This window comes from Marinobacter excellens LAMA 842 (genome assembly GCF_001574445.1).
GTDB classification, from domain to species: Bacteria; Pseudomonadota; Gammaproteobacteria; order Pseudomonadales; family Oleiphilaceae; genus Marinobacter; species Marinobacter shengliensis.
In genome coordinates, this window is sequence record NZ_LOCO01000001.1 from 58,783 (window position 1) to 71,719 (window position 12,937).

Annotated in this window: 11 protein-coding genes; 9 read left to right on the forward strand and 2 right to left on the reverse strand. The window is 57.9% G+C overall.

From position 1 onward, the window contains the following. Window positions 1–29: 29 nt before the first annotated feature. Window positions 30–524 (reverse strand): MarR family winged helix-turn-helix transcriptional regulator, encoded by a 495-nt coding sequence (locus J122_RS00250; RefSeq protein WP_061330622.1) that lies wholly within the window; start codon window positions 522–524, stop codon window positions 30–32. A gap of 199 nt (window positions 525–723) precedes the next feature. On the opposite strand from J122_RS00250, the gene J122_RS00255 reads away from it, so the two are divergent. The 9 genes from J122_RS00255 (at window position 724) to J122_RS00295 (ending at window position 10,235) form a co-directional block, all read left to right on the forward strand. Then, the gene (locus J122_RS00255; protein WP_061330623.1) at window positions 724–1,635 is read left to right on the forward strand and encodes a TPR end-of-group domain-containing protein; all 912 of its coding nucleotides are present in this window, start codon (window positions 724–726) and stop codon (window positions 1,633–1,635) included. Between the two features lie 161 nt (window positions 1,636–1,796). Next, entirely contained in the window at window positions 1,797–2,909 is a 1,113-nt protein-coding gene (locus tag J122_RS00260) for a branched-chain amino acid ABC transporter substrate-binding protein (protein ID WP_061330624.1), read from the forward strand. Between the two features lie 159 nt (window positions 2,910–3,068). Further along, a complete protein-coding gene (gene livH, locus J122_RS00265; RefSeq protein ID WP_061330625.1) occupies window positions 3,069–3,992 on the forward strand; it encodes a high-affinity branched-chain amino acid ABC transporter permease LivH in 924 nt (307 codons plus the stop codon). Next, window positions 3,992–5,263, forward strand: coding sequence for a high-affinity branched-chain amino acid ABC transporter permease LivM (locus J122_RS00270; protein WP_058092563.1), 1,272 nt, complete (start codon window positions 3,992–3,994; stop codon window positions 5,261–5,263). The genes livH and J122_RS00270 overlap by 1 nt, the downstream gene beginning before the upstream one ends. Window positions 5,264–5,268: 5 nt before the next feature. Next, entirely contained in the window at window positions 5,269–6,024 is a 756-nt protein-coding gene (livG, locus tag J122_RS00275) for a high-affinity branched-chain amino acid ABC transporter ATP-binding protein LivG (RefSeq protein WP_061330626.1), read from the forward strand. Window positions 6,025–6,033: 9 nt separating this feature from the next. After that, window positions 6,034–6,735: an ABC transporter ATP-binding protein gene (locus tag J122_RS00280; RefSeq protein WP_061330627.1), complete on the forward strand. Its 702-nt coding sequence runs from the start codon at window positions 6,034–6,036 to the stop codon at window positions 6,733–6,735. A gap of 227 nt (window positions 6,736–6,962) precedes the next feature. After that, complete coding sequence (locus J122_RS00285) at window positions 6,963–7,427, forward strand: DUF3015 domain-containing protein (protein ID WP_061330628.1); 465 nt, start codon at window positions 6,963–6,965, stop codon at window positions 7,425–7,427. A gap of 82 nt (window positions 7,428–7,509) precedes the next feature. Next, window positions 7,510–9,375 (forward strand): DUF4105 domain-containing protein, encoded by a 1,866-nt coding sequence (locus J122_RS00290; protein ID WP_061330629.1) that lies wholly within the window; start codon window positions 7,510–7,512, stop codon window positions 9,373–9,375. Next, window positions 9,345–10,235 (forward strand): alpha/beta hydrolase, encoded by an 891-nt coding sequence (locus J122_RS00295; protein WP_061330630.1) that lies wholly within the window; start codon window positions 9,345–9,347, stop codon window positions 10,233–10,235. The genes J122_RS00290 and J122_RS00295 overlap by 31 nt, the downstream gene beginning before the upstream one ends. Window positions 10,236–10,489: 254 nt before the next feature. Here the strand turns inward: J122_RS00295 and pnp are convergent, their stop codons facing one another. Continuing rightward, a complete protein-coding gene (gene pnp, locus J122_RS00305; protein ID WP_227510053.1) occupies window positions 10,490–12,604 on the reverse strand; it encodes a polyribonucleotide nucleotidyltransferase in 2,115 nt (704 codons plus the stop codon). Window positions 12,605–12,937: the final 333 nt, after the last annotated feature.

Sequence of the window (12,937 nt, forward strand, 5' to 3'; positions counted from 1 at the left end):
CGGGGACAGACCCTTAGGACAAGCCCCAGTCAGGCTTTTTCCTTCCAGCCATCATCCTTGAGCACAGAGCCAACGGTCAGCACCGGCGACGCATCAATGTCGTCGGCATCCATCATGTTCGCTACTCGCTGCAATGAGGCCAGGATCATGGTCTGCTCCCATTCGGCCAGGCTCTGGAACTTGGCGATGAAGTCTTCCTGCAGCGGGTTGGGGGCGCGGGCGAGTATCTCGGCGCCTTCTTCGGTCAGGTGCGCGTGTACTTTGCGTTTGTCCTGAGTGCTGCGCACGCGGTATACCAGCTTGCGAAGTTCAAGGCGGTCCAGGATGGTGGTTACGGTAGCCTGGCTGAGGCTGACATTTTCGGCGATGGTGCCGATAGTCACTTCCCCCATATCCCGGATGGTGCGCATGATCAGCAGCTGCGGGCCGGTCAGCCCGGCGTGCTTGCTTAACCGCTTGGAATGAAGATCCGTCGCCCGGATAACCCGCCGAAGCGCTACCAACACCTGCTCGTAATTATTCACACGACTGCTCCAGAATGTGCCCGTTATTTATGCCTCTAAATATTAGAGGTCTTTGCACTGCCGATTGCAAGTGGGCAGTATTACCTAGCTTGCTTCCGAGGCGGACGCTCACGCACCAACCACCAATGCAGCATTATTTCCGCCAGCCACTATGCTATGGTCAGCAGCTTGCAACTCACACACAATACGGAAACGGTTGATGATCAGGTTCTACCTCGCATTCGCTCTTGCCATTACATTCGCCAGCGCCACTCAGGCCCAGCAGGAACAACTTGGGCCGGATAAGGAACTGACAGCAGAAGATGTCGAGGAAAGCATCAGAACCCTTGAAAAACCCATGTACACCCCGTTTGTGGAGCTGTACCTACTGGACGAATCCAAAGCCTTGCGAAAGGAAATGCAGGACACCCGGGCCGAGTTGATCGAAAAGGTGGTCGAAAAGGAATTGTCGGTTGCCGATAAGACCATGTCGTACGCCACCGACACTGTTACCTACTTCTTCTATCTGATCGCCGGCGCCACCTCCATTCTGGTGGTGATTGGCTGGAACTCGATCCGCGACATGCGCAACCAGCTCACCAGCCTGGCAGAGAAACGGGTGAATGAACTGGTGGTGGAGTACGAGAAGCGCCTGAAGTCCATCGAAGAGCAGCTGCAGCAGAAATCCGAGATTATTCACCAGAACCAGGCAGAAATTGAACGCACTAACGAGGTGCACGCGCTCTGGTTGAAGGCAAGCCAGGAGACCTCCCAGCAAAACAAGATCTCCGCCTACGACCAGATTCTGGATCTACGCCCTGATGATGTGGAAGCCCTGAGCTACAAAGCCGACGCCGTGCTGGAAATGCGTGAACCCCTGTGGGCCATCAGCTTGTGCCAACGGGCACTGAAGCTGGCCCCGGATAACGGCCACGCCCATTACCAGCTGGCCTGCGCCTACGCGGAGATTGGCCGCTGGGAAGACGCCGTCAGCACCCTGGAGAAGGCCATCGACATCTCTGAAGCCTACCGGGACGATGCCTCCGTCGACCCCAGTTTCGAGCCACTGCACGATCACGAAAGTTACAGGACTCTGGTCTTCAGCGATCAGGACGACAGCACAGACGCATAGCATCGAAGATACCGGCACAGAGCTTGCTAATCCCACTCTGGAAAGCGACGCTGTGTTCCAGAGCAAACCCTGGCCCGATCTGCTTGACAAGCAGCTGGCTGTGGTGTTTGTTTAAGTCTCTGAGAACATAACAATAACCCTGAACAAACAGGAACATCACGATGAACATGTCCGTTAAGAAACTCGCTACCGCTGTAGGCGCTTCTGTTGCCCTGATGGCCGCCGGCCAGGCCGCCGCTGAAATCCGAATTGGTATTGCCGGCCCGATGACCGGCCCCGTTGCCCAGTATGGTGATATGCAGTTTTCTGGCGCACGCATGGCCATTGAACGCATCAATGCTGCCGGCGGCGTCATGGGCGAACAACTGGTAGGCGTGGAAGTGGATGACGTGTGCGACCCCAAGCAGGCCGTCACCGTTGCCAACCGCCTGGTCAACCAAGGTGTTCAATACGTGGTGGGCCACCTGTGTTCCAGCTCCACCCAGCCGGCGTCTGATATCTATGAAGACGAAGGCATTCTGATGATTACCCCGGCATCAACCAGCCCGGAAATTACCCAGCGTGGTTATGAGCTGGTATTCCGCACCATCGGCCTGGACAGCATGCAGGGCCCGGTCGCCGGTGAGTACATCGTCAGCCAGAACCCGAATAAGGTCGCTGTCATCCACGACAAACAGCAGTACGGTGAAGGCATTGCCACGGCGGTGCGTGACACCCTGCGCAATGCCGGCGTGGAAGTGGCCATGTTTGAAGGCATCACCGCCGGTGACAAAGACTTCTCGTCACTGGTTACCAAGATCAAGCAGGCCAACGTGGATTTCGTCTACTACGGCGGCTACCACCCGGAGCTTGGCTTGATCCTTCGCCAGGCACGCCAGGCGGACGTGAACGCGAAGTTCATGGGGCCTGAAGGCGTTGGCAACAAAGACATCAACACCATTGCCGGCGAAGCCGCCGAAGGCCTGCTGGTTACCCTGCCACCCAGCTTTGACGAGAAAGAAGAGAACCAGGATCTGGTAGCCGCCTTCGCTGACAAGGGTGAAGACCCATCCGGCCCATTTGTTCTCACCTCCTATACAGCTGTTCAGCTGGTTGCCGATGGCATCGAGCAGGCTGGTACCAAAGATCCGTTTGAAGTAGCCAAGGCCCTGCGCGCCGGCACTTTCGAAACGCCCATCGGTACCGTTCAGTACAACCAGGCGGGCGATATGGAGTCCTTCGAGTTTGTCGTCTACGAATGGCACTCCGACGGCAGCAAGACTCCGGTCAACTGAGCCAACATCGTTTACAGACGGTCATTATGAGAACACCTTCTCGCCGTAACCCGGGGGAAGGTGTTTTTCTGGGCTTCTGCTGACCCGCTTGGCTACCTGACGGACACCCCGTCAAAGGGACAAGGAGTGCGGGCAGCAGGCATTCGGAGTTCCACACAGATGCAAGACCTCCTTTATTTCTCGCAGCAGCTCATCAACGGGCTGACGATCGGCAGCACCTATGCCCTGATCGCCATCGGCTATACGATGGTTTACGGCATCATCGGCATGATCAACTTCGCCCATGGTGAGATCTACATGATCGGTGCCTACACCGCGCTGATCGCCATCACCGGCCTCGCCACCCTGGGCATTGCCTGGTTACCGCTGGTGCTGATCGTCGCGCTGATCTGCGCCATGATTGTTTCAAGCTCCATGGGCTGGGCTGTGGAACGGGTTGCCTATCGGCCAGTACGCGGCCGGCACCGGCTGATTCCACTGATCTCCGCCATCGGCATGTCTATCTTCCTGCAGAACTACGTGCACCTGGCGCAGGGTTCCCGCAACATTGGCTTCCCGGCGCTGATTGATGGCAGCTTCCGCTTTGGTACAGGCGAAGGTTTCCAGCTGTCGATTTCCTACATGCAGATCACCATCTTCATCACAACCCTGGTCTGCATGACCATCCTTTCGCTGTTTATTTCCCGTTCGCGCATCGGCCGCGCCTGCCGGGCCGTGTCCCAGGATCTGGGCATGGCCAACCTGCTGGGTATTGATACCAACCGCATCATCTCCGCCACCTTCGTGATTGGCGCCGCGCTGGCTGCGGTGGCCGGCCTGCTGTTGGGCATGTACTACGGCTCGGTGGACCCCTTGTTCGGTTTTATCGCCGGCCTGAAAGCCTTTACTGCGGCGGTGCTCGGCGGCATCGGCAGCATCCCCGGCGCCATGCTGGGCGGGCTGATTCTGGGCGTTGCCGAAAGCATGACCTCCGGCTATCTGAGCGGAGAGTACAAAGACGTGGTGTCGTTCAGCCTTCTGATTCTGATTCTGCTGTTCAAACCCACCGGACTGCTGGGCAAACCGGAGGTTGAGAAGATCTGATGGCAGCACACAACTTCAAACATGCCTTGTTCTGCGCGGTGGTCACCATGGTCATCGCCTTCCCCATCCTGGGCCTTAACCTGGTTGCCCGGGGCACCCGGGTCGGCCTGGAAGGCGCCGATGCCAGCACCATTATCTCGGTGTTCGTAGCCGCCGCCATAGTGTTTTTCTTCCAGCTGTATCGCGACACCATCATGGGAAATCTCGGCAAACTGCCAGCGCTGAACCCACTGGCAGGCCGTGAACCCATGCCCCAGGCCAAGCGGGTAAAACTGGAGTCCTGGGCACTGACCGGCATCATTGTGCTGGCCCTGTTCTGGCCGTTTTTCGTGTCCAGGGGCTCGGTGGATCTGGCGACTCTGGTGCTGATCTACGTCATGCTGGCGCTGGGCTTGAACGTGGTGGTTGGTCTTGCCGGCCTGCTCGATCTTGGCTACGTCGCCTTCTATGCCGTGGGCGCCTATACCTTTGCCCTGCTGTCCCAGTACATGGGCATTTCGTTCTGGATGGCCCTGCCCATCGGTGCCCTGCTCGCCGCCCTGTTCGGTCTGGTACTGGGTTTTCCCGTACTGCGATTGCGGGGCGATTACCTGGCCATCGTGACCCTTGGTTTCGGGGAGATTATCCGGATTCTACTGAATAACTGGACCTCCATTACCGGCGGCCCAAATGGTATTGGTGGCATTCCCGAGCCCACTCTGTTCGGCATGGAATTCGGCCGGCGCGTTAAGGAAGAAGGCAATACCTCGTTCCACGAAACCTTTGGTATTGCCTACAGCGGCGAGCACAAAGTGATTTTCCTCTACCTGATAGCCCTGGTACTGGCGGTGATCACCGCTCTGGTGATTCGCCGACTGATGCGTATGCCAGTGGGCCGGGCCTGGGAAGCCCTGCGGGAAGATGAAATTGCCGCCCGCTCACTGGGCCTGAGCCGCACCGCGGTGAAGCTTTCAGCGTTCACCATCGGCGCGTTCTTTGCCGGCTTTGCGGGCACCGTGTTTGCCTCCAAGCAGGGCTTTATCAGCCCGGAGTCGTTCGTGTTCCTTGAATCCGCCATCATTCTGGCCATTGTTGTGCTCGGCGGCATGGGCTCGCAAATCGGCGTCATACTCGCCGCCATTGCGGTCACCATACTGCCGGAGCTCGCCCGTGAGTTTGCCGACTACCGCATGCTGGTGTTCGGTGCAGCCATGGTGTTGATGATGGTGTGGCGACCACAGGGCCTGATGCCCATGCGGCGGATTCACATTGAACTGAAACGGCAGGAGTGACAGACATGCTGGATGTAAAAAATCTGTCCATGCGCTTCGGCGGCCTGCTGGCCGTCGATCAGGTGAGCCTGGATGTGCAGGAACACGAAATCGTTTCTATCATCGGGCCAAACGGTGCCGGCAAAACCACGGTATTTAACTGCATCAGCGGGTTCTACAAGCCCAGTGGTGGCAAGATCTTGTTCGAAGGCAAAGAGGTGCAAGGCAAGCCCGACTACAAAATCTCGCGGCTGGGCATGGTGCGAACCTTTCAGCACGTTCGCCTGTTCAACAAAATGACCGTGGTGGAAAACCTGCTGGTGGCCCAGCATCGGCATCTGAACACCAACCTGCTGTCCGGACTGATTAAAACCCCCAACTACCGTTCACGGGAGCAGAAATCCCTGGACCGGGCGGCCTACTGGCTGGAGCGGGTGGGCCTGCTTGATCTTGCCAACCGGGATGCCGGCAATCTGGCCTACGGCCAGCAACGAAGGCTGGAGATTGCCCGCTGCATGGTCACCGAGCCCAAACTGCTGATGCTGGATGAACCAGCCGCCGGCCTGAACCCTGCAGAAACCAAAGACCTCAATCAGCTGATTGTCAGCCTCAAAGAGGACTATAACGTCTCGGTACTGTTGATCGAGCACGACATGAGCCTGGTGATGGACATCTCCGACCGGATTACCGTGATTAACCAGGGCCGCCCCCTGGCGGCCGGCACGCCGGACGAAGTGCGCCAGAACGACGACGTTATCAAAGCTTATCTGGGCGAGGCCTGAGGAAACACCATGCTAGTACTGGAAGATGTGCATACCCACTACGGCAAGATCGAGGCCTTGCACGGGGTATCGGTAGAAGTAAACAAGGGAGAGATTGTTTCGCTGATCGGTGCAAACGGCGCGGGTAAAACCACACTGCTGATGACCGTTTGCGGCAACCCCCAGGCAAGCGCCGGGCGGGTTATCCTGGAAGGCCGGGATATTACCAATGAAGCCACCTCTAACATCATGCGGTCCGGCATCGCCATTGTGCCAGAAGGCCGACGGGTGTTCTCCGGGCTGACCGTGGAAGAGAACCTGGCCATGGGTGGGTTCTTCAACACCAAGGCCGAGATCCGTAAAAGCCAGGATCACGTGTACGAGCTGTTCCCCCGCCTGAAGGAGCGGGAACACCAGCGGGCCGGCACGATGTCTGGCGGCGAGCAACAAATGCTCGCCATCGGCCGGGCACTGATGAGCAAACCCCGGATGATCATCCTGGACGAGCCGTCACTGGGCCTGGCGCCGATTATCATCAAGCAGATCTTCGAGATTATCGGCCACCTTCGTGAGCAAGGCATCACCGTGTTCCTGGTGGAACAGAACGCCCATCAGGCCCTGAACCTGGCCGACCGGGGTTATGTGCTGGAAACCGGGCGCATTCGGCTACATGACACCGGCAAGAACCTGCTGGCCAATCCGGAGGTACGGGAGGCGTATCTGGGTGGATAACATCATTACTTGTCGCCAATGGCGACAGGATAAATGGCGATGGAAGTCAATAACTCTTTGATCCATCTCTTGGAATCCTTCCCTAATACGGGTTTTGATCTATACTCAACCCAACGGTCACACCAATCACCGGTAACCATATCGGGGCCGTTAGCTTGCAGCCGATTCAGGACTTACAGGTTGCAGGGTATGCGACGAAAGCAAAAAACCACATAAAGGAGTGGATAATGAAAAAACTGATCGCAGGTGCAATTCTTCTTGGTGCTTCCTCCATGGCATTCGCTCAGCCTGGCTGTGGCGTAGGCGCCATGATCTGGAAAGGACAGTCCGGCGTTGCGCCGCACGTGCTGGCCGCCACCACCAACGGAACCTTCGGTAACCAGACTTTCGGTATGACTACCGGTACCCTCGGCTGCCAGACTAACCAGTCTGTTCAGTCCATGGCCATGTACATGGACAGCAACATCGACAAGGTTGCCCGTGACATGTCCCGTGGCTCCGGTGAAAACCTGGAAACCCTGGCGGTACTGCTGGGTGTAGACGCGGCTGACCGTGAGGCCTTCCGTAAAGTGCTGCAAGACAACTTTGCCAGCATTTTCCCGAACTCTGACACCACCTCTGGTGAAGCGGTAGATGCTATCGTTTCCCTGCTTGAGCAGAACGAGTCTCTGAGCAAGTACGTGGCTGCGTAATAACGCATTCCCAAAGGATTGACGCGGCGCCACGGATGGCGCCCTCCTGCACCCAATCGCAATCCGGACTCTGATCTCCCCTATGGGTAACATCTTGCGCCCCCGGCAGGCCGCTCTATGGCTTGCATGCTCACTCTCGGCCCAGGCCGCCCTTGCCGTTGCACCCGATGAACTTCACCAGCACCCGGTATGGCTGACCCTTGGTCACTACCAGCCTGACCGATTTGGCGCCGGCTACACCAGTCAGGCGGACGACTCTGCGTTTTTTCTGAGCGAGAACGGCAAAACCTCACCCAGGGAAGAACTGGAAGCAACGCTTGCCGCTATTCAGGAGCCAGGCGAAGGCAACGATCACGCCCGATGCCGTTTTCCTGCCCGGGATGCCTGGCTTCGGGAACAGCTCGACCTGCCCGCTGATCCTGTAGTTTGCCCCGCTTATGACGAGTGGGCGGCCGAACTGAACACCGAGAAGGTCACATTGGTATTCGCCGCCTCGTATCTGAACAGCCCATCGTCCATGTTCGGCCACACCTTCCTTCGACTGGACCCACCCCAGGAGGATGAAGAAGCCGACCTGCTGCTGGCCAATACCATTTCTTACGCAGCGGACGCCGCCGAGCACGACAGCGAGCTGCTGTTTGCCTACCGGGGTATTTTCGGCGGTTATCCCGGGATTACCTCCATCCGGCCCTATTACGAGATGATCCGGCTGTATAACGACATCGAACACCGGGACTTATGGGAATACACCCTGAACCTGACCCAGCCGGAAGTAGACACCATGCTGGCCCACACCTGGGAGATTCAGGACAAAAACTTCGATTACTACTTCTTTGACGAGAACTGCGCCTATCGCTTGCTGGCACTGATTGATGCCGCGCGCCCGGGCACCAACCTGCTGGGTGAAGTCAGCACACACGCCATTCCATCCGACACGGTACGCTGGGTGCGGGACGCCAACCTTGTCGAGAGCATTCATTACCGGCCCTCGGCTGCTACGGCCGTTAGCCACAGCCTCGATACCCTGCCCCGGGACCATCAAACCCTGGCTGCTGCCATCGCCAATGGCTATGTGCAGGTAGATGGCCCGGAGATGCAAGAGCTCTCCGACCAGGAAAAGGCCTGGGTGCTGGACGCCACCTACGATTACGTGCGCTATCAAAGCGAAGCCAGGAGCTGGCCGAGGGAATTCGCGGCCCCCTTGTCACATCAGTTGCTGGTTTCACGCAGCCGGATAGACAATGCAAAGGAGATACCTCCTGTCCCGGAGCCTGTGGTTCGCGACGATCAGGGCCACGACACTTTTCGAGTAAGCCTCGGCAGTGGCCAACTGGACCACGCCGAATTCACCCAGCTCACCCTGCGCCCGGCCTACCATGACGTACTGGACCCGCCGGAAGGTTACCGCTCCGGTGCCCAGCTGCAGTTCCTGCGGCTGGACGCGCGGCTGTACCATGACAATGATGAACTTCAGGTGGAACAGATTGTGGGTGTGGAGATCCGATCCCTGAGCCCTCGCAACCAGTTCTTCTCACCCATTTCCTGGCAGGTAGGCTTCGGCGGACGGCGCACAGACACCGGCACACAGCGAGTGCTCACGCCCTACCTGGAGGGCGGTGCCGGTGGGAGCTGGAGCCTGAACTACAACACCCAAGCCTTCGCCGTCGCCACCGCCGACCTGGAAATCGACGATGACATCCGCCGCGGCTACGACTTCGCTCCGGGCGCTGACCTGGGCCTGCTGCACCAGAACAACCGGTTTAGCCTTCTGGCCGGCGCCAAAACCAAGGCCTGGATCATCAGCAGCCAACACCGGCAAGACCAGCTGTACGTGAAAGGCAATCTGCACATAGGCCGGGAATTCAGCCTGTTTGCCGAATTCACCCGGGAAGACCACTTCGACAGGTACCAAAGCATATGGCAGGCTGGCATCCACGCGTATTTCTGACGCGCTTCAGGCTGAACAAGCGGCCGGCAACACTCACCCTGCTGGCTTTGATCGCCCTGCTGCAAACCGGCTGCAGCAGCGTGTTCTTCTACCCGGACAAGGTAACCTACATCACCCCGGACCGCCTGAACCTGGAGTATGAAGACATCTACCTGGACACCGCCGATGGCGAAACCCTCCACGGCTGGTGGCTGCCCGCCCTCACAGAAGAACCCGCCAAAGGCACGGTCTATTACCTGCACGGCAACGCCCAGAACGTCAGCGCCCACATCCTCAACGTCGCCTGGTTGCCGGAGCAAGGCTATAACGTATTTGCCATAGACTACCGGGGCTACGGCCAATCCACCGGCGCGCCAGACATAGAAGGCGCCCTGCACGACACCGAAACCGGCCTGCGCTGGCTCGCAGAACGCCACCCCGAAAACGACCATCCCCTGTTCCTCCTCGGCCAAAGCCTCGGCGGCGGCCTCGGCATCGCCCTGGCCAGTGAATGGGTACAGCGCAGCGAACAACCCCAACTCAGCGGCGTGATCCTAGACGGCACCTTCTCCGGCTTCCGCCTGATCGCCCGTGAAAAACTCGGCGAGTTCTGGCTCACCTGGCCGTTTCAGATCCCCCTGAGCTGGAGCATCACCGACGACTATGAAGGTGTAGACCGCATCGCCAACATCGCCCCGGTCCCCGTCAAAATCATCCACAGCGCCCGTGACGGCATTATCCCGTTCCACCACGGCATGCGACTGTATGAACCCGCAGAACAGCCCAAAGACTTCCTGAGGACCGACACACCCCATGGCGCGACGTTTGTTCTTCCGGCGTATCGGGAGGCGGTACTGGAGTTCATGGAAGGGACGTTTTAGCCACTCTATCCGGGGGTGAACGCCAATAGAAAGCACACTAGGAATGCTGCAGAATGCTTGGCGCGGAGGTTGGGGGAAGTCCTTTCCAAAAGTCTTGAGGGCCAAGGATGGCCCGAACGAAGCGCACATGGATGTGCTCGTAGCGTCTTTTGGAAAGGACTTCCCCCAACCTCTGCACGGCACCCAAACCAAAGCGCCCAGAAACGAGAAAACCCGCCATAAGGCGGGTTTTCTCACTACTGACTAACTGAAAATCAGTCAGCGAAGTCAGTCGGCTGCTCGCCTTCCTTAACTTCCTTCATGGACAGCTTAACGCGACCACGGTTGTCCACATCCAGCACCTTCACCAGAACTTCCTGACCTTCGCTCAGCTCGTCTGTCACGTTCTCGATACGGCGCTCAGAGATCTGGGAAATGTGCACCAGACCATCCTTGCCAGGCAGGATGTTAACGAAGGCACCGAAGTCCACAATGCGCTCAACGCGGCCCTTGTAGATTGCGCCCACTTCGATCTCGGCGGTGATTTCCTTCACCCGATTCACGGCGGCTTGTGCAGCTGCTGCGTTATCGGCGTAGATCTTCACATTGCCATCGTCGTCCAGGTCAATAGACGCACCGGTCTCGTCACAGATAGAACGGATCACAGAACCGCCCTTACCGATAACGTCACGGATCTTGTCCGGATGGATCTTGATGGTGGTGATGCTCGGTGCACGCTCAGACAGCTCGGCACGCGGCGTGGAGATCACCTTGTTCATCTCGTCCAGGATGTGCAGACGCGCAGCGTGGGCCTGCTCCAGGGCGATTTCCATGATCTCGTCGGTGATGCCCTGGATCTTGATATCCATCTGCAGGGCGGTAACGCCCTCTTTGGTACCGGCAACCTTGAAGTCCATATCGCCCAGGTGGTCTTCGTCACCCAGGATGTCAGTCAGAACGGCGAACTTGTCACCTTCCTTGACCAGACCCATGGCGATACCAGCCACCGGTGCCTTGATCGGCACACCAGCGTCCATCAGTGCCAGAGAAGAACCACACACGGAAGCCATGGAGCTGGAACCGTTGGATTCGGTGATCTCGGAAACCGCACGAATGGCATACGGGAACTCTTCAATGGTCGGCATAACCGCCAGAACACCACGCTTGGCCAGACGACCATGACCCACTTCACGACGGCCCGGAGTACCAACGCGGCCGGCTTCACCTACGGAATACGGAGGGAAGTTGTAGTGGAACAGGAACGGGTCTTTGCGCTCGCCTTCCAGTGCATCAATGATCTGCACATCACGGGTGGTACCCAGAGTGGCGGTTACGATGGCCTGAGTTTCACCACGGGTGAACAGGGCAGAACCGTGAACAGACGGCAGAATGCCAACTTCCACTTCGATCGGGCGTACAGTCTTGTTGTCACGGCCGTCGATACGCGGCTTGCCATCGATAACCTGCTGGCGAACCACAGACTTCTCAACCTTGCCGAAATACTTCTTCACCAGTTCTTCAGAAGGCTGACCTTCTTCTTCACCGGCCAGTTTTTCAACGGCGGCAGCCTTGATCTCGCCCAGACGCTCGTAGCGAGCCATCTTGTCGCGCACGGCGTAAGCTTCTTCGATGGCACCACCGAATTCGGATTTGATGGCATTCAGAAGCTCGGTGTTTTCGGCTTCAGGCTGCCACTCCCAGCGCGGCTTGCCGTGTTCAGCGGCAAATTCCTTGATGGCGGTAATGGCCGCCTGCATTTCCTGATGGCCGAACAGTACGCCACCCAGCATCTGGTCTTCGGTCAGGCCTTTGGCCTCGGATTCAACCATCAGTACGGCGTCTTCGGTACCGGCAACCACCATGTCCAGATCAGAGCTGGCCAGCTCTTCAAAGGTGGGGTTCAGGAAGTAGCCTTTATCGTTGGTGAAACCAACACGGGCAGCACCGATAGGACCATCGAACGGGATACCGGAGATCGCCAGCGCAGCAGAGGCCGCCAGCATCGCCGCGATGTCAGGATCGTGGTTCTTGCTGGCAGACATGACGGTACAGATAACCTGTACTTCGTTCATGTAGCCATTAGGGAACAGCGGGCGGATCGGACGGTCGATCAGGCGGGAAGTCAGCGTCTCTTTCTCGGACGGACGGCCTTCGCGCTTGAAGAAACCACCGGGGATTTTGCCGGCCGCGTAAGTCTTCTCGAAGTAGTTAACGGTCAGCGGGAAGAAAGGCTGACCAGGCTTGGCTTCTTTAGCGCCGACAACGGTACCCAGCACAGCGGTATCGCCGGTAGACACGAGAACGGAACCGGTTGCCTGACGGGCAACACGACCCGTTTCCAGGGTGAAGGTTTCGCCACCCATTTCAAACGTTTTCTTACGTGGTTGCAGATCCACAATAAACTCCTGCTCTTTTCAACGGTTAATACCTGAGCGGGTGACACTCACCCTCGCCAGGTTTTCTTTACCACCGCAGCAGTCTGATCTGTGAACCGAAAGGCAACCCGTCTGAAAGCTAACAGGCTGTTGCAAAACCCCGGTATGGCGAGCTGCCAACTGTGCGCGGCTCCCGGGCTTTTCAACAACCTGCTATCAATATCGGCTTTCCATTAGACAGAGAAAATCCTTCGGTTTCACTGACAAATCAACTGCAGTATAAACACCGTCTGGCATCCCCTGAGCGGGTACACACAGACAGTGGGAGAGAAGCGCGGCTGTACCCGG